The 17,237-nt window shown below is 69.0% G+C and carries 10 protein-coding genes and 2 tRNA genes; 5 read left to right on the top strand and 7 right to left on the bottom strand.

Annotated features, from left to right (window positions below; all coding sequences use genetic code 11):
• Positions 1 to 114 precede the first annotated feature (114 nt).
• Complete coding sequence (locus ACX80I_RS15170; protein ID WP_459345938.1) at positions 115 to 2,154, bottom strand: FAD/NAD(P)-binding protein; 2,040 nt, start codon at positions 2,152 to 2,154, stop codon at positions 115 to 117.
• Positions 2,155 to 2,246: 92 nt separating this feature from the next.
• On the opposite strand from ACX80I_RS15170, the gene ACX80I_RS15165 reads away from it, so the two are divergent.
• Complete coding sequence (locus ACX80I_RS15165; RefSeq protein ID WP_459345937.1) at positions 2,247 to 4,334, top strand: prolyl oligopeptidase family serine peptidase; 2,088 nt, start codon at positions 2,247 to 2,249, stop codon at positions 4,332 to 4,334.
• 131 nt (positions 4,335 to 4,465) lie between these two features.
• Positions 4,466 to 4,553: transfer RNA gene (locus ACX80I_RS15160), tRNA-Ser, on the top strand.
• A gap of 81 nt (positions 4,554 to 4,634) precedes the next feature.
• On the opposite strand, the gene ACX80I_RS15155 is transcribed toward ACX80I_RS15160, so the two are convergent.
• Positions 4,635 to 6,749 (bottom strand): RecQ family ATP-dependent DNA helicase, encoded by a 2,115-nt coding sequence (locus ACX80I_RS15155; RefSeq protein ID WP_459345936.1) that lies wholly within the window; start codon positions 6,747 to 6,749, stop codon positions 4,635 to 4,637.
• A gap of 94 nt (positions 6,750 to 6,843) precedes the next feature.
• On the opposite strand from ACX80I_RS15155, the gene ACX80I_RS15150 reads away from it, so the two are divergent.
• Positions 6,844 to 8,250 carry a phosphomannomutase/phosphoglucomutase gene (locus tag ACX80I_RS15150; protein ID WP_459345935.1) on the top strand — a complete coding sequence of 469 codons (1,407 nt, stop codon included), beginning with the start codon at positions 6,844 to 6,846 and terminating at the stop codon, positions 8,248 to 8,250.
• A gap of 118 nt (positions 8,251 to 8,368) precedes the next feature.
• Here the strand turns inward: ACX80I_RS15150 and ACX80I_RS15145 are convergent, their stop codons facing one another.
• Complete coding sequence (locus ACX80I_RS15145; protein ID WP_459345934.1) at positions 8,369 to 10,252, bottom strand: phosphoenolpyruvate carboxykinase (GTP); 1,884 nt, start codon at positions 10,250 to 10,252, stop codon at positions 8,369 to 8,371.
• Positions 10,253 to 10,544: 292 nt separating this feature from the next.
• On the opposite strand from ACX80I_RS15145, the gene ACX80I_RS15140 reads away from it, so the two are divergent.
• Both ACX80I_RS15140 and ACX80I_RS15135 read left to right on the top strand, forming a co-directional pair.
• A tRNA-Arg gene (locus ACX80I_RS15140) sits at positions 10,545 to 10,620 on the top strand.
• Between the two features lie 92 nt (positions 10,621 to 10,712).
• Positions 10,713 to 12,128: a dihydrolipoyl dehydrogenase family protein gene (locus tag ACX80I_RS15135; RefSeq protein WP_459345933.1), complete on the top strand. Its 1,416-nt coding sequence runs from the start codon at positions 10,713 to 10,715 to the stop codon at positions 12,126 to 12,128.
• A 31-nt stretch (positions 12,129 to 12,159) separates the two neighbouring features.
• Here the strand turns inward: ACX80I_RS15135 and ACX80I_RS15130 are convergent, their stop codons facing one another.
• The 4 genes from ACX80I_RS15130 to ACX80I_RS15115 all read right to left on the bottom strand — a co-directional run bounded on the left by ACX80I_RS15130 (position 12,160) and on the right by ACX80I_RS15115 (position 17,120).
• The gene (locus tag ACX80I_RS15130) at positions 12,160 to 13,776 is read right to left on the bottom strand and encodes a polysaccharide deacetylase family protein (protein ID WP_459345932.1); all 1,617 of its coding nucleotides are present in this window, start codon (positions 13,774 to 13,776) and stop codon (positions 12,160 to 12,162) included.
• 130 nt (positions 13,777 to 13,906) lie between these two features.
• Positions 13,907 to 14,440 carry a SixA phosphatase family protein gene (locus tag ACX80I_RS15125; RefSeq protein WP_459345931.1) on the bottom strand — a complete coding sequence of 178 codons (534 nt, stop codon included), beginning with the start codon at positions 14,438 to 14,440 and terminating at the stop codon, positions 13,907 to 13,909.
• Between the two features lie 25 nt (positions 14,441 to 14,465).
• Positions 14,466 to 15,287, bottom strand: a complete 822-nt coding sequence (locus tag ACX80I_RS15120) for a winged helix-turn-helix domain-containing protein (protein WP_459345930.1) — start codon at positions 15,285 to 15,287, stop codon at positions 14,466 to 14,468.
• A 495-nt stretch (positions 15,288 to 15,782) separates the two neighbouring features.
• Positions 15,783 to 17,120 (bottom strand): APC family permease, encoded by a 1,338-nt coding sequence (locus tag ACX80I_RS15115; RefSeq protein WP_459345929.1) that lies wholly within the window; start codon positions 17,118 to 17,120, stop codon positions 15,783 to 15,785.
• Between the last annotated feature and the right edge of the window lie 117 nt (positions 17,121 to 17,237).

Raw genomic sequence — 17,237 nt, 5'->3', positions numbered from 1 at the left:
CCGCCGGGCTCCAGCCCGCAGAATCGAGGGGACCTTCACCGGCATGGTGAAGGTCCCCTTTTTCGGCACCGGATCCGGGAGCACCGTGCCGCGTCCGGTTCCCGGAGGGGCGTGTCAGGCGGCTGCGGCCCGCGTCAGGATGGCGCCTGCGATCGCGTCGGCGTCCAGCAGGGTCCTGCCACCCGCCTCCAGGGGTGCTCCGGCCTCCGCCGCGATGGCCGTTCCCCACTGCACCGATGCGAGCTGGAGACCTATCACGAAGAGCGATTCCTGTTCCTTCCCGCTACGGTCGACGGCGCGGTAGGGAGGAGCGGAGACGTCGAGCCCTGCTGAGGTCACCGGCACTCCGTCCTCGGCCATCGAGGTCCTGGGCCGGACGGTGCCCGTGGCCAGGAGGTTGCGCATGAGCGGGGACAGACTCGTCGAGATCCGGTTGGCGGGCATCATCGCCTCCACGAGGTAGCGCCCCGAGAACGAATCGCCATGGACCCAGGGAGACGTGGCGCGGAAGAGTCCCTCGTCCGGGTCGAAGCCGAAACTCGGGTTCGGCCCGACGAAGCGCACGATCCCGGCGCGGACGAGCGCCGCGAGCTGGGCGATGCGCACCGGTGGCGGTCCGCTCGCGAGACCCTCGACGAGTGGTTCGAACCATCCCCGCAGTTCGGCGTTCCATGACGTCGCGGAGATACCGCCGTCCGCCACCGCCTGCTTGATGACTGACCGGCCGGCATTCATGGCCCCGATCGCCATCTTGAGCGGATCGTCCTCGCCACGGGCGGAACCGGCGGCATCGGCGTCGAGATAGGCGAGCACGGCCGCGGCGAACTCCTCGCCGTCCTCGAAGCGGCGCCCGGCGAACGGGTGCGCGAGGGCTTCGACGTCCAGGCGCAGGTCCTCCGGCACCCGGCGCGCGACGACGGCACCGGCTGCGGCCTCCCACCCGGAGCCCTCCAGGGCAAGGGCCCCGTCGAGTTCCTCGAGCAATGCGTCGCAGGACTGCAGCACCCGTGCCTCGGTACGGCATAGCGTCGAGTAGTAGGCCCACAGCACGTCACGGTGCAGCAGGGGCCAGATGTCGTGATCGAAGCCCGGCTGGACGCCCGATCGCCGGAACGCGAGCGCGCGGTCGGGTGTGCAGAAGCGCAGTGTGACACTGCGGGGGATGTAGGAGTCGAGCTCGGCCTTCGCCCGATACGGCACCCCGCGCCGCGAGGCCGCGACGAGCCGGGGCTCCCTGCCGGATGCCTCGTAGTCCAGCCGGCCGTCGTCCCGCTGCGAGAACCGTCCCCCACGGCCCTCCGTCAGCTGGATCATCGCGTCGAAGAAGTTGAGCCCGAGCCCGCGGATCAGCACCGTCTTCCCGGCGGGCAGCCGGTGCCAGGCGACGTCCGCCGGAACAGCGGGCGCCCAGTACTGCAGCCCGTAGCGGGCTGCAGCGTCCTGCAGCTTCTCCTGCTCGGGGGTGAGCGTGGCGGCGAGGTGGCCGACAGCCAGGACGACATCGTCGACCTCGAGCTGGAACCCGTCGTCGAGGACGATCCGCCAACGCCGCGCGGCCCCGGCTGCAGCGCCGCGGCCGTTCCTCGCATCCGCGCCGGAGTCACCGCTGGGGTCACCGCCGGCGCCGCTGAAGTCACCGCTGAAGTCACCGGCGTCATCACCGGCAGGCGCCATGCCGACGGCTTCCTTGCGGTGGTGCACCAGACTGACCCCGGGCCCGGCCTGTCGCACCAGTTCGCCGAACACCCAGGTGAGATACCGCCCGTACAGTGCCCTGCTCGGGAAGTCCCTCGAGGCGAGCCTCGTGGACTCCTCGACGTCCGAGTCATCGAGGCCGGGAACGAGTCCTTCCCTGCCGCGAGCGCGCCATTCGTCGAAGGACAGCGCCACCGGTCCTGCGGCGACACTCCCGGCGACGGAGCCGACCGGCACCACGGTGGGGTAGAGGCACGGAGTGTTCATCAGGAAGAGCCGCGACTGGTCGGTCCTCCAGATGTGCCCGGGACCGGGCTCGTGGGGCTCGATGAGGTGTATGACGATGTCCGGAGCAGCGTCACCGAGAGCTCGATGCCTCGCGATCAGTCGCTCCACCACCGAGGTGCCGCGGGGCCCGCCTCCGACGATGGCGACCTGCGTTGCCTCCTGGTTCTTCACCCGTCAAGACTATCCAACGCGGCCGCTGCCCCCGGCCGGCCAGGGACTTCTTCGCGGTGCTGTGCTTCCCGCGCCCTGCATAGGATGGGCCCATGACGCACGCGACGGAGACCACCGCGACAACGGACGACCCCTTTCTCTGGCTCGAGGACATCTACGGCGACCGGCAGCTCGCGTGGGTACGCGCCGAGAACGCGCTGACCGAGGACGCCCTCGTGACGCCGGACTTCGAGCAGCGCGAGCGGAGCATCCTCGAGGTGCTCGACTCCACCGACCGCATCCCGATGGCGGGCAAGCACGGCGACTTCTACTACAACTTCTGGCGGGACGCCGAGCACAGGCAGGGCATGTGGCGCCGCACCACGTGGGACAGCTACGCCTCGGCGGAGCCCGCGTGGGAACTCCTGCTCGACGTGGATGCGCTGAGCGCCGCCGAGGGAACGGAGTGGGTGTGGGCCGGCGCCCTCTTCCTTCGTCCGGCTGAGGGCGCGCCCCACGAACGGGTCCTTGTCGCCCTCTCCCCGGACGGTGGGGACGCGACGCGCTACCGCGAGTTCGACCTCGGCAGGCTGGCCTTCGTCGACGACGGCTTCGACATCCCGACGGCGAAGAGCCGGATCAGCTGGGCCGGCCCGGACGCCCTGTACGTGGGCACGGATTTCGGTCCGGGCTCCATGACGTCCAGCTCCTACCCCCGGACCGTCCGGATCCTGCCGCGCGGCGGGGACCTCGCGGCGGCCGAGCAGTACTTCGAGGTGGATCGGGACCACATGATGGCCCTCGTGGTGCACGATCCGACGCCCGGCTTCGAGCGTGACCTCGCCGTCGACACCATCGACTTCTACACCCGCCGGACCTACCTGCGGCAGGACGGCGGGTGGCGCCTCATTGAGGTCCCCGAGGACGCCAGCATCTCCCTGCACCGGCAATGGCTGATCGTCCGGCCCCGCACGGACTGGATCACCGGGGGCAGCACGTACGGAGCGGGATCCCTGCTCGTCATCGACCTCGCCTCCTTCCTCGGCGGGGACCGCTCCTTCGTGACGGTCTTCGCCCCGGAGGCCTCGACCTCGCTCCAGTCCTGGAGCTGGACACGCAACCACCTCCTGCTCAACCTGCTCCACGACGTGTCCTCCGAGATCCGCATCGTCGACCCGGCGAGGGACTGGGCCGCCGACGTCCTGGACGCCTGCCCGCCCCTCCACTCGGTGGATGCGTACGCGGTCGGCGACGAGGACGAGGACGCCGGCGACGACTACTGGCTCGTCGCCACCGGCTTCCTGACCCCGTCGACGCTGTACCGCGGCACCATCGGCGGGGACTCCACCGCCGTGAAGTCCTCACCGTCCTACTTCGCGGAGGACCGGTACAGCGTCGAGCAGCACTTCGCGGTGTCGAGCGACGGCACACGGGTTCCCTATTTCCAGATCGCGTCGAAGGACCTGCAGCTCGACGGCGGCAACCCCACCCTGCTGTCCGGCTACGGCGGGTTCGAGCACTCGATGACCCCCGCCTACAGCGGTGTGATCGGCCGGGGGTGGCTCGAACGCGTGACGGAGGACGGCAGGCACGGCGTCTACGTCTTGGCGAACATCCGGGGTGGAGGAGAGTACGGACCGCGGTGGCATTCCGCCGCCCTGCACTCCAACCGCCACCGCGCCTACGAGGATTTCGCGGCCATCGCCGGCGACCTGGTGCAGCGGGGTGTCACTTCGCCCGCGCTGCTGGGCTGCACCGGCCGGAGCAACGGAGGGCTGCTGGTCGGCAACATGCTCACCACGTACCCGCACCTGTTCGGCGCGATCTCGTGCGGGGTCCCGTTGCTGGACATGCGCCGCTACACGAAGCTGTCTGCCGGGTTCTCCTGGATCGCCGAGTACGGCGACCCGGACAAGCCCGAGGAATGGGAGTACGTGCAGACGTTCTCGCCCTATCACCTCCTCCGGGACGACGTGGCGTATCCCAAGACCCTCATCTGGACGGCGACGAGTGATGACCGGGTGGGCCCCGTGCAGGCCCGCAAGATGGCGGCGAGGATGAAGGATCTGGGCGTCCAGAACGTCTGGTTCCATGAGGCGCTGGAGGGTGGACATGCCGGCGCGTCCGACAACCGGCAGGCGGCGAGGATGCATGCCATGAGCTTCGAGTTCCTGTGGCGCGCACTCACCGGTTCGCTCTGACGGATCGTTCCGGCGGATCGTTCCTGCGGCGCGGTCCTGCGGGCGCGTGCGCGGCACGGCCGCGACGGGATGGGGCGTTTTGCTCTTGCCCTCCCCTTCTGGGTAACCTTGGGAGGCTAGAGATAGCCGATGGAGACGTGCCAGAGCGGCCGAATGGGCTTCACTGCTAATGAAGTGTGGGCCTAAAGCCTACCGGGGGTTCAAATCCCCCCGTCTCCGCGAACGGACCCCCTGGAAACAGGGGGTCCTTTGCGTTCCGGCCCCTCTCGTACCGGCCCCGTCGCCCCGGAAGCCGTCCGGCTAGGCCTTCAGCGCCAGGGCGAACGGAAGCACACCCGAGGCTCCTGCAGCACGCAGTGCCCTGCCCGCCCCGGTGATGGTCCACCGGCTGTCGGCGAAGTCGTCCACGAGCAGGACCGGTCCGGGGTTCGCTGCGAACCAGGCGGCACCCTCCGGCGGAACGGCGAAGTGGTCCCAGACGGAGGCGAGGCGGAACGCACTGTTGCCTCCGGGCTGGCCCTGCGGGAAGCCGTGCGGCGTGGTCAACTGCCCCAGATAGGGGATCCGCCCCACCCCGGCGAGCGCCTGCGCCAGGGATCCGACGAGTTGCGGACGCCGCCGTGACGGCACGCTGACCACGGCGACGGGCCGCTCGTCCCAGCCCCATTGCGCCAGGACCCGCACCACGGCCTCGACGATCGCCGGATCCAGCGGTGCGTCGGGCGTCGCGTCCGCCATCAGCTCCCGGAGCCGGTTGCCCCAGCCGAGATCCGTCAGGCGGGCCAGGGCCCGGCCGGGCAGGCTGACCTCACCCGGCTTGAGCTTCCCCTTGAGGGGCACACCCAGCTTGTCCATGCCGCTGGGCCACTGGCCGCGCGGCTCCAGCTCCACGCCCACCCTGCTGAGCGCCTGGCTCGCGGAGTCGGACGCCTCGTGCGCCACCTCGTCGGAGTACCAGGGGTCCGCGCAGTTGTCGCAGCGACCGCAGGGCGTCGCGGCGGGATCGTCGAGGGACCTCGCCAGGAATTCCATCCTGCAGCCCGGGGTGTTCTCGTAATCCAGCATCGCCCGCTGCTCCACGATGCGGGCCTCGCTGATGCGGCGGTACCGCTCGGCATCATAGGTCCAGGGTTCGCCGGTGCTCTCCCACCCGCCGGTGACCTTGCGGACCGCACCGTCCACGTCGAGCACCTTGAGGAGGAGTTCGAGGGGCGAGCGCTTCAGGTTGACGCGCGTCTCGAGCGCCGGCGTGGACAGGACGACACCGGGTTCCAGTGCGTCGAGGACCCGCAGTGCGGCATCCTGGGAGGGCATCGACGCGGTGGCGAAGTACTCCCAGATGTCGCGGTCCTCCGCGCCGGGCAGCAGAAGGACATCGGCGTTCGGCGTCCCGCGGCCGGCGCGTCCCACCTGCTGGTAATAGGCGACAGGTGAGGACGGGGCGCCGAGGTGCACCACGAAGCCGAGGTCGGGCTTGTCGAAGCCCATGCCGAGGGCGCTCGTAGCCACGAGTGCCTTCACCTCGTTGTTCTTGAGGGCCGACTCCGCGGCCTCGCGGTCCGCCGGGTCGGTGCGGCCCGTATAGGCACGGACGGCATGCCCGTTCTCGCGCAGCAGGCGGGCGGTGTCCTCCGCGGCCGAGACCGTCAGGGCGTAGATGATGCCGCTGCCCGGCAGGTCGGACAGGTGCGTCAGCAGCCAGGCGAGACGCGACCGCGGGCTCGGCAGGCGGAGCACCCCGAGCCGCAGCGATTTGCGCGCCAGCTCGCCGCGCAGCGTGAAGACATCCGTGCCGCCTGCGCCGAGCTGTTCCTCGACGTCCTTCACCACGCGGGAGTTCGCCGTCGCCGTGGTCGCCAGCACGGGAACGCCCTGCGGGAGCCCCAGGATCAGTTCGCGCAGGCGCCGGTAATCCGGCCGGAAGTCGTGCCCCCAGTCGGAGATGCAGTGCGCCTCGTCGATGACGAGCAGGCCGGTGCGCCGCATGAGTTCGGGCAGGTACAGCTCCCGGAAGGCCGGGTTGTTGAGGCGCTCGGGTGAGACGAGGAGGACATCCACCTCGTTGGCCTGCAGTTTGGCGGTGATCTCCTGCCACTCGGTCTGGTTGGCCGAGTTGATCGCTTCCGCACGGACGCCTGCCCGAGCCGCGGCGGCGACCTGGTCCCGCATGAGCGCCAGCAGCGGCGAGACGATCAGTGTGGGACCCGCACCCCGAGCGCGCAGCAGCAGGCTCGCCACGAAGTACACGGCGGACTTGCCCCACCCCGTCCGCTGGACGACGAGCGCACGCCGCCCGCCCTCGACGAGGGCCTCGATGGCCTCGAACTGCCCCTCGTGGAACTGCGCGTCCGGTGACCCGACGAGGGTGTGCAGGAGGGCGGTTGCTTGCTCGTTGAGTGTGGTGGTCGGCGACATTTCCCCAGTATCCCAGCAGCCTCCCCCACTTCCTGCGGGCGGGTCGCCCCTGTGGACGGCCCGCGCCCGGACACCACCCGATACACTTCGGAACGTGAATACAACCTTCGATCTTTCTGCATCCTTCAAGGCGTACGACGTCCGCGGCATCGTCGGCGAGACCATCACGGTGGACTCGGTCCGCGCGGTCGGAGCAGCCTTCGTGGACTCGCTGGAACTCGCAGGGGAAACCATCCTCGTCGGCGGTGACATGCGCCCGTCGTCCCCCGAATTCTCGAAGGCATTCTCGGACGGCGCGACCCTGCGCGGTGCGAACGTCGTCCTCCTCGACCTCATCTCCACGGACGAGCTGTATTACGCCAGCGGTACCCTGAACGCGGCCGGCGTGACGTTCACCGCCAGCCACAACCCCGCCCAGTACAACGGCATGAAGATGACGCGCCCCGGAGCGGTCCCCGTCTCGTCCGAGACCGGCCTCAAGGACGTCCAGGAACGGGCCGAACGCTACCTCGCACAGGGCACGATCCCCGCCGTCGAGGTCCGGGGCGAGACCAGCGTGAGGGACATCCTCGAGGAGTATTCACGGTTCCTCCGCACCCAGGTGGACCTCTCCTCGTCCCGGCCGCTCAAGATCGTGGTCGACGCCGGCAACGGCATGGCGGGCCTGACCACTCCCGCCGTCCTCGGTGACCGCCTCCTGCCGGCCCTGCCGTTCGAGATCGTCCCCCTCTACTTCGAGCTCGACGGCTCGTTCCCCAACCACCCGGCCAATCCGCTGGAGCCGGAGAACCTGCGCGACCTGCAGGCCGCCGTCGTCGAGCACGGCGCGGACATCGGGATCGCGTTCGACGGCGACGCGGACCGCTGCTTCATCATCGACGAGAAGGGCGAACCGGTCTCGCCGAGTGCCATCACCGCGATGGTCGCGCGCCGGGAGATCGCACGTGCCCAGGCTGCCGGCGAGTCCGAGCCCGTGATCATCCACAACCTCATCACCTCCCGGGCCGTCCCCGAACTGATCCGGCACGACGGCGGCCGCCCTGTCCGCACCCGCGTGGGCCATTCCTTCATCAAGGCCGTCATGGCCAAGGAGGGCGCGGTGTTCGGCGGTGAGCACTCGGCCCACTACTACTTCCGTGACTTCTGGAACGCCGACACCGGCATGCTGGCCGCCATGCACGTCCTGGCCGCCCTCGGTGAGCAGGACGGCCCGCTCTCGGAGCTCGGGCGCGAGTACGAGCCCTACTTCTCCTCGGGCGAGGTCAACTCGAAGGTGGCGGACCTCCAGGGCTCGATCGCCCGGGCCCGTGCCGAGTTCGAGCAGGACGGCGTGGTGGTCGACGACCTCGACGGCCTCACCTTCACGCCCGATCACGGCAACTGGTGGTTCAACCTCCGCCCCTCGAACACCGAGCCCTACCTCCGCCTCAATGCCGAAGCCGTGGACCCGGAGACGCTCGAGGAGGTCGTCCAGCGCGTCCTCGCCGTGATCCGCGCGTAGCCGTCCCGGCACGACCGGGCGCAGAACGGCGAAAGGCCCCTTCCGGGTGGAAGGGGCCTTTCGCATCTCCGGGAGCCGGATCCCTGACGGGACCAGCGCACGGGATCAGCGCACCGGATCAGACGGCGTGGAAGCGTTCCTTGAGTTCCTCGAGCTGGCCCTTGAGCTCCTCGGGCAGGGAGTCGCCGAAGCGGCCGTACCATTCCTCGATGCCCGCCAGTTCCTGGGCCCATTCGACGGCGTCCACGTGGACGGCGGCCTCGACCTCGGCGGGGGTCATGTTCAGGCCGGTGAGGTCCAGGGCATCCCCGGTGGGCACGTACCCGATGGGGGTCTCGACGGCGTCCGCGGTGCCCTCGAGGCGTTCGATGACCCACTTCAGGACACGGGAGTTGTCGCCGAACCCGGGCCAGGCGAAGCCTCCGGAGGCGGTGCGGCGGAACCAGTTGACCAGGAAGATCTTGGGCAGGCGGGACTGGTCCGCCGCCGCACTGAGGGTCAGCCAGTGCCGCAGGTAGTCCCCGGCGTCGTACCCGATGAAGGGCAGCATCGCCATCGGATCCCGGCGGACCCGGCCCACTTCCCCGGCGGCGGCGGCCGTGGTCTCCGAGGAGAGCGTGGAGCCCATGAAGATCCCGTTGGCCCAGTTGCGTGACTGCGTGACCAGGGGGATGGTCGTCTTGCGGCGGCCGCCGAAGAGGATCGCAGAGAGTTCGACGCCGTCGGGCCGGTTGAATTCCTCCGCCAGCATGTCGATCTGGTCGATGGGCGTGCAGAACCGGGCGTTCGGGTGCGCGGCGGGGTGGTCCATGTCCGGCGTCCAGTCCCGTCCCTGCCAGTCGGTCAGGTGCGCCGGCACCTCCTCGGTCATGCCTTCCCACCACACGCCGCCGTCATCGGTGAGCGCGACGTTGGTGAACACGGAGTTGCCCTTGGCGATGGCGCGCATGGCGTTCGGGTTGGTGTGCCAGCCGGTTCCCGGTGCGACGCCGAACAGTCCCGCCTCGGGGTTGACGGCACGCAGCTCGCCCTCCTTCCCGAAGCGCATCCAGGTGATGTCGTCCCCGAGGGTCTCGACCTTCCAGCCCTCGATGGTCGGGTCGAGCAGCGCGAGGTTGGTCTTGCCGCACGCGGAGGGGAACGCCGCGGACAGGTAGTAGGTCTTGTCCTGCGGGGAGGTGAGCTTGAGGATCAGCATGTGCTCCGCGAGCCAGCCCTCGTCGCGTGCCATCACGGAGGCGATGCGCAGCGCGTAGCACTTCTTGCCGAGCAGGGCGTTGCCGCCGTAGCCGGAGCCGTAGGACCAGATGGAACGCTCCTCGGGGAAATGCACGATCCACTTGTCGTCGTTGCACGGCCAGGGCACATCCGCCTCACCCTCGGCCAGCGGTGCCCCCAGGGAGTGCAGGGCCGGGACGAAGTCGGCGTCGAGCTCGGTCATGCGGTCCAGGACCGCGGAGCCGATGGTCGCCATGATGCGCATGGACGTCACCACGTAGGCGCTGTCGGTGATCTCGACCCCGAACTTCGGGTCCTCGGCATCGAGGTGGCCCATCACGAAGGGGATGACGTACATGGTGCGCCCGCGCATGGCACCGGAGAACAGGCCCGTGAGCTTGGCCTTCATCTCTGCGGGGTCCATCCAGTTGTTGGTGAAGCCCGCTTCCCTCTCGTCCTTGGAGCAGATGAACGTCTGCTCCTCGACCCGGGCCACGTCCTTGGGGTCCGAGAACGCGGCGAAGGAGTTGGGGAACGTCTCGGGGTTCAGCCGCACGAAGGTCCCGGCCTCCACGAGTCCGTCCGTGAGGCGCTTGTTCTCCTCCTCGGACCCATCGATCCACACGACGTCGGCAGGCTGTGTCAGCTGCTGCACGTCCCGCACCCAGGCGAGGAGTGCCGCATGGGTCGTCGGCGCGGAACCGGAAGCCTCCGGCAGCGCGGCGTCATGGGGGCTCGTGGGTGGCGTGTCGACCTCGTCAAGCTGGCGCACAGGATCGCCCATTACTCTTCCCTTCGTTGGGTGCTCGGTGTGTATCGATGCTAGGGGTGGCACATTTCAGGCAACGTCCCGCATTTCGAAACATTCGGAAGGGTATTCCCACGAACCGCGGGAGCACGGGGAAGTCGAGCGCTTACGTAACAGCTTCTTGTGACGAAGGTCACGTAGACCGGTCTATTCCTAGTGGGGGCAACAGTGCCGATTAGGCGTCCCCGCCGATGTCCGCTAGAGTTGTCTACGGCCAAACGGCCCGCTTGTAGGACGGATTCGCACCGCGGATCGACGGACTACGGATGCGTGCGTAGCTCAACGGATAGAGCATCTGACTACGGATCAGAAGGTTGGGGGTTCGAATCCCTTCGCGCGCACCACGGTTCATCCGAACCATCAAGGAAGGCCCCGGCTCCGGCCGGGGCCTTTCTCGTCAGTTGCTCCCCCGCCTGTCCGATGGGAAGCTCTGCCTATGAGTGAACCCCGCACCATCGATGTCATCGTGATCGGCGCCGGCGCTGTCGGCGAGAACGTAGCAGGACGGGTGGTCCAGAAAGGCCTCTCCGCAGTGCTCGTGGAGTCCGACCTCGTCGGCGGCGAGTGTTCCTACTGGGCCTGCATGCCGTCCAAGGCGCTCCTCCGTCCCGGCACCATCCTCAATGCGGCCCGCAGCGTCGCCGGCGCACGGGAGGCAGTGACCGGCACGCTCGATGCCCAGCAGGTGCTCGAACGCCGCACGTCGTTCACCTCCGACTGGGACGACGCCTCCCAGGAGGAATGGGTGGCCTCCGCAGGCATCGAGCTGCAGCGGGGCTGGGCGACGCTCTCCGGGGAGCGCGAGGTGACCATCTCCCACGACGACGGCTCGACCTCCGTGTTCAGGGCCACCCAGGCGGTCGTCCTCGCCACCGGCTCGACGCCGATCATCCCGCCCATCGACGGGCTTCCGGACCTCGACTACTGGACCACCCGGGAGGCCACCTCCGCGAAGGAGGTGCCCGCGAGCCTCGCGGTGCTCGGCGGCGGGGTGGCCGGCATCGAACTCGCGCAGGCCTACGCCCGGCTCGGCGCCGAGGTCACGGTCATCGCCCGCAGCGGCATCCTCGGCAGCTACCCGAAGGAGGCCTCGAACCTCGTCCTCGACGCGCTCCGCGGCGAGGGGGTGACCATCCTGACGGACACGGCCACGAACGCGGTCCGCAAGGAGGGCGGCAGATTCGTGCTCGAGGTCGAGGGCAGGACCGTCACGGCGGAGAAGCTGCTCGTCTCGACCGGCCGCCACCCGCACACGTCGAACATCGGCCTCGAGGCCCTGGGCCTCGACCCGAAGAAGCTGAGCCGCGACGACACGGGGCGTGTCCCCGGTGCCGGCGGCTGGCTGTACGCCGTCGGCGATGTGGGTGGGATCGTCCAGCTGACGCACCAGGGCAAGTACGAGGCGCGCATGACCGGTGACGCCATCGCGGCCCGCGCTCAGGGCATCCTCGGGGACTCCGCCCCGGCATGGAGCCCCTACGCGGCGACGGCGGACCGGGGCGCCGTCCCCCAGGTGGTCTTCACGGACCCCGAGATCGCCATGGTGGGCCGCACCCTGGAGCAGGCGCGGAAGGACGGCGTCAACGCGTCGGAGACCTCCCTCGAGATCGCGGTCGCCGGCTCCTCCCTCCACTCCGACGGGTACAAGGGATGGGCGCAGATGGTCGTCGACGAGGACAGGAAGGTGCTCGTGGGGGTCACCTTTGCGGGACCCGAGGTGTCCGAGATGCTGCACGCCGCCACGATCGCCATCGTCGGAGAGGTTCCCCTCGACCGTCTGTGGCATGCGGTGCCCGCCTACCCCACCGTCAGTGAGATCTGGCTACGGCTGCTGGAGAAGTACGGGCAGTAGCCTGATCATCGGTGGGGAACAGCCAGAAGGATCATAGGGCGGCGTCGAGGGTGACGAAGCCGTAGCCTGCCGCCCGGAGCTGGGAGATCACCTGTGGGAGGGCCGCGGCGTCGAGCATTGAGCCGTCGTCGGGGTTCGAGCCGAGGTGCATCAGGACGATCTCCCCGGGCTGCGCGGAAGCCATGACGCGCTGGACGATGAAGCTCGGGCCGCGCGTTCCGTTCACGGTGCCTTGCCAGCCCAGGGTGTCGACAGTCCACCGGAACGCCGCGTAACCGGCGGCGTTGACGTCTGCGATCGTGCGGGAATCGCGGGCGCCGAGAGGGAAGCGGAAGAACGGGAGCGGCTCGCCTCCAGCGGCCCTGATGGCCCTCTGCGCACTGCTGATCTCGGTCGCGATCTGGGCGTCGGTCAGGGTCGTGAAGTCCGGGTGGGTCATGGAGTGATTGCCGATCCGATGCCCCGCGTTGTAGATCAGCGCCGGGTCGGAGGGGAACTGGTTGACCCAGTTTCCGGTGAGGAAGAACGTGCCCGGAACGCCGTTGGCCTTGAGGGTGGCGAGGATCGATCGGAGGGCGGCGTCATTGGCGCCGGCGTCGAACGTGAGTGCGACAACCTTCCGCGTGGTCGGAATGCGCTCGAGGTCCACGCCCCGGAGCGTCGACGGAACGCCGGTGTAGATGACCTCGGTCCTGCCGCTGGCCGCGTGCCACAGGATCGAACCGCGCTGGAAGTCGCCGCGGCGCCCGCCCGTGATGCCGTACTCGCCGCTGGTCGGGTAGCCGAGCCGGCTGCGCTCCCAACCGAGAGCCACCCACCGGGCGCGGATGGCTCCGTACACCTCGCGGGCTCCCGTGGCGGGCGACCAGTAGATCGACGCGGCGGCGTTCTTGCCGCTGAAGTGGTTGTACCGGCCGACCCCGTCAGGGGTGGCGGTCTCGTTCGTCAGCGGGAAGCCCAGGACGCCGGCCGGCCCGCCCAACTTGAGATAGCGTCCGAGGATCGCCCCGTGCACCTCGCGCGCCCCAGTGCCGGAGCTGTAGTAGACCGACCCTCCGGCGAAGTCGTTGTACTGACCCGCGGCGCCCGGCGTGGCGGCCTCGTTCGTCAGCGGGAAGCCCAGGAAGCCGGCCGGCCCGCCCAGCGCGAGATAGCGTCCGCGGATCGCCCCGTGCACCTCGCGCGCCCCAGTGCCGGAGCTGTAGTAGACCGACCCTCCGGCGAAGTCGTTGTACCGACCCGCGGCGCCCGGAGTGGCGGTCTCATCCGTGAGCGGGAAGCCCAGGAAGCCGGCCGGTCCGCCGAGCACGAGATAGCGTCCGCGGAGGGCCCCGTGCACCTCGCGCGCTCCGGTGCCGGAGCTCCAGTAGATCGTGCCGGCGGTGTAGTCCTGGGCGCGGCCCCCAGCAATGTCGTACGTGCTGCCGACTGGCGTGCCGAGGAACGAAGCGCTGCCGCCGAGTTGCACGTAGTGCTGGACGATCGCGTCGTCGCCGGCCTGCTCGACCACCATCAACGCCGGAGCGCTCCGCTGCGCAGCCACCGCTGATGCGGCGGCCGCCGGCGGCCCCAGAGCCGTGCCCCCGGGGCCACCACCGAGGACGAGAGCCAAGACCATTCCGAGGACGGCGAATCGGGACCGGCGCATTATGACCCCTTGGTGCTGAACGAGACATGCGAGCTTTGGTCGAGACGCTATGCCCCAGGGGCGTGCCGGGGTAGGGCCATAAGTCCCGAACCACAGTCCGACTCCCCGCGCCACCGTCCGCGGCGCTGCGTCAGCGGAGGGTCGACGCCCGGCGCACCACGAAGTCGGTGACGTCGGCGTCACGCCCGTCGAGTTCGGCCCAGTCGCCGTCGTACGTCATCACGGTGAGGCCCGCGGTCGGGTAGTCCGTGGCGAGATCCATGACGGCCGGCTCGCTCGACCGCACGGAGGCGAGGCGCATCGCGAGCTCCTGCACACCGGGATTGTGGGCGATGACGAGCAGGCTGGTCACGGTCGGCGGGACGTGGTTGATGAGCGTGAGCATCTCCGTCGGCCGCGCCGCGTACAGGTCGTCCTCCAGCTTGGGCGTGGGCGCCTTGTCACCGAGCTCCTTGCAGACCCAGGTGCAGGTCTGGCGGGCGCGCAGCGCCGTGGACACGAGGATGAAGTCGGGGACGGCGTCGTGCTCGAGCATCCAGCGGCCGATCAGCGGTGCGTCGGCATGGCCCCTCGAGCTGAGCGAGCGCTCGTGGTCCGGCACACCCTCCTGGAACTCGGCCTTCGCATGGCGCAGCAGCAGGAGCTTCTTCAGATGGGCGGCCATGCTTCAGAGCCTAAGCCAGGGCGAACTAGATGGAGTACTCGGGTGCCGCCCAGACGACCACTTCGGGGTGGTCGTAGAACCGGTAGCCCTGGCCGCGCACGGTCCGCACGGTGTTGGCCAGGCGTCCGAGCTTCGAGCGCAGCCGCCGGATGTGGACGTCGATCGTGCGCTCGTTCGGCACCTCGTCGGCGTTGCGCCACAGCCCGCTGAGCAGTTCCTCGCGACCCACGGTCCGCGCCGCGTTCTCGACGAGGTAGTTCAGCAGTTCGAACTCCTTGAAGGTCAGGTTCAGCGTCTCGCCGTCGAGGTGGACCTCGCGGCGCGAGAGATCGATGAGGACGCCGGTGGGCCGGGCAGGCTGGGCCTGCGACGGGGCGGGGACTGCTTCCGGTCGCGGGCGGCGGGTGACCGTCGGGTCGCCCAGCGCCGCACGGACGACGTCGATGTCGGACCCACGGGCGTCGGCCGGCGCGAGGGCAACCGCGGCATGGCTTTCCGCCGTCGGCACGAGGGACCGCACGTAGTTGCGGACGTCCTGGGCCAGCTTGGAGAACGTGGTGCCTGCAGCAGCCGCCGTGGCCTCGTCGAGCGCGACGTAGAGCACGAAACCGCGCGCCGTCGTATCGCCGGTGACAGCCTGCGGCCCCGGCACTCCGTTGGGTGCGACGACGGGAACCGGTTCACTCATCGGCCGTGCCGCGTCCCCGCCCGGCAGTGCCTGGAGGCGGGAATGCTGGTGGGGAACCTGGGGGGCGTGCGCCGTGTAGGAGGGCGCGAACTGCTGGCGTGCCTGCCGGTTCTGGGGGGAGCGGAGGGAGATATGGACGTAGCCCGGATTTACTGACATGGAAGCAACCTCGTGAAGTGTGCCGTCATCGCGGCTCGAATGCGGGATGTGCCCGGTCGGGATGAAGAGAAGTGCCCGCCGTTGGGCTGAAAGTGCGTAAGAAAGGTCTGGGTGTAACCGTTACGCGTGCATTCGACAACAGCGGAAGTTCGCTGCGGACGGGACGTCCGAGGAAACTGCGGCTGCAGATGCGAGTGAGTTCGTGTTCACGTGTCGAATTATTGCATGTAACAATCCGCTACGCGCAAGTAACATTGCCTGAACGTCCACCATGTGGACCGGTTCGGCCGTGGACGGACGGGCGACAGCGGACCGCTCTGCAGCGCTCCGTCGACGAAGTGTCCAGCACTGCTGGGTTTCTGACGCCTCCCGTCCAGACATCTCCTGACAGCGGAGCGTACTTTACAGCCTGGAACAGCGGCACCAGACACTGCAGCAGGACGGGAGACCGCAGGGGGCACCCCTGCGGTAGGACGTCGCTCCTTCCGCTACACGCTATCGCGAGACGCGCGCCTCGCGCTTCCGGCCGGCCCGGGCGGCGAGGAACAGTAGCGACCCGACCACCACGTATGCAAGTGCGCCGAGCCAGACGACGCCGGTCTGCTGGGTCAGCATCGCGATGCTGGCGATGATGGCGAGGATCGGTACGATCCGGGGCACCGAGAAGTGGGCGTGGGCAACCTTGTCCTTCTTGAGGACGAGCACGCTCACATTGGCCGACAGGAAGACCAGGAGCAGCAGGAGCACGGTGGTCTCGGCCAGCGTGGAAAGCTCCCCGGTGAGGGTCAGCACGATGGTCAGCGCGGCGACGACGAGGATCGAGACGAACGGCGTGCGGCGGTTCGGCAGCACGCGGCCGAAAACACGTGGGAGAAGGTCCGCTTCCGCGAGACCGTAGCCGACCCGGCTGGCCATCACCATGAACAGCAGGGCGCCGTTGGCGATGGCTACCAGCGCGATGAGTCCGAACAGCCAAGGCGGTATCCCGACGCCGCTTGCATTCACCACGTCGAGCAGCGGCCCGGTGGACTCCGCGAGGTCGGCCGGAGGGAGGACGATCACCGCGCCGAGGGCGATCAGGAGATAGACGACTGCCGCGGTCCCGATGGCACCGAACAGGGCCCGGGGGTACGCCTTCGAGGGGCTATGTACTTCCTCGGCCATGTTGGCGGCCGCCTCGAATCCCAGGAAGGAGAAGAAGGCGATGACGGATGCCGCGAGAGCCCCCTGCAGGGGAGCCACGTCCGGAGCGAACTCCAGGAGCCGCGCCGGCTCCCCATTGCCGCTGCCGAGCACGACGGCGGCGAGCACGATGACGAGTACGAGCCCGCTCACCTCGATGACGGACGCGACGAGGTTCGCGGTCAGCGATTCCCGTACCCCGCGCAGGTTGATCAGGGTCAGCAGGACGATGAAGACCACGGCCGCCGGAGCTGCGGGAACGTCGATGAGCGCGGCGAGGTAGTCGCCGGCGAACGCGTTGGCAAGGGCAGCCGCGGTGGTGATGCCCGATGCCATCATCAGGAACCCGACGAGGAACGACACGTACGGGATGCCGAAGGCTCGCTCGGCGTACCGTGCCGCACCACCGGCGTGCGGATACTTGGTGATGAGCTCCGCGTAGGTGCCCGCGGTGAGGAGCGCCAGGACCAGCGCGATGAGCAGCGGCAGCCAGATCACGCCCCCGACGTCGGCGGACATGGTGCCGACGAGCGTATAGATGCCGGCCCCCAACGTGTCACCGACGATGAATGCGTACAGGAGCGGTGTGCCGATCGCCCGCTTCAGTCCGCCCTCGGTACTCGGCTCGGCCGTGCTGATGTCCTTTGTCATCGCCCTATTCGAATCCGTCACCTCGGGTTGCACAACCCTCTGGCACTTTTTCGCTGATTGTTGCGCAGGTGGTGCCAAGAACCGGGCGGCCTGCTAGCGGAAGGCCTTCCGCTCGGA

It is taken from the genome of Arthrobacter rhamnosi (assembly GCF_054510855.1).
Note: the sequence above shows the minus strand (reverse complement) of the source record. Positions and strands in the feature narration are given on the sequence as shown.

What these genes read in the sequence shown, in the direction of transcription:
- ACX80I_RS15135 (WP_459345933.1), top strand. Translation starts at nt 10,713, where the DNA reads ATGAGTGAACCCCGCACCATCGATGTCATCGTGATCGGCGCCGGCGCT.
- ACX80I_RS15120 (WP_459345930.1), bottom strand. Translation starts at nt 15,287, where the DNA reads ATGTCAGTAAATCCGGGCTACGTCCATATCTCCCTCCGCTCCCCCCAG.
- ACX80I_RS15165 (WP_459345937.1), top strand. Translation starts at nt 2,247, where the DNA reads ATGACGCACGCGACGGAGACCACCGCGACAACGGACGACCCCTTTCTC.
- ACX80I_RS15115 (WP_459345929.1), bottom strand. Translation starts at nt 17,120, where the DNA reads ATGACAAAGGACATCAGCACGGCCGAGCCGAGTACCGAGGGCGGACTG.
- ACX80I_RS15145 (WP_459345934.1), bottom strand. Translation starts at nt 10,252, where the DNA reads ATGGGCGATCCTGTGCGCCAGCTTGACGAGGTCGACACGCCACCCACG.
- ACX80I_RS15155 (WP_459345936.1), bottom strand. Translation starts at nt 6,749, where the DNA reads ATGTCGCCGACCACCACACTCAACGAGCAAGCAACCGCCCTCCTGCAC.
- ACX80I_RS15130 (WP_459345932.1), bottom strand. Translation starts at nt 13,776, where the DNA reads ATGCGCCGGTCCCGATTCGCCGTCCTCGGAATGGTCTTGGCTCTCGTC.
- ACX80I_RS15125 (WP_459345931.1), bottom strand. Translation starts at nt 14,440, where the DNA reads ATGGCCGCCCATCTGAAGAAGCTCCTGCTGCTGCGCCATGCGAAGGCC.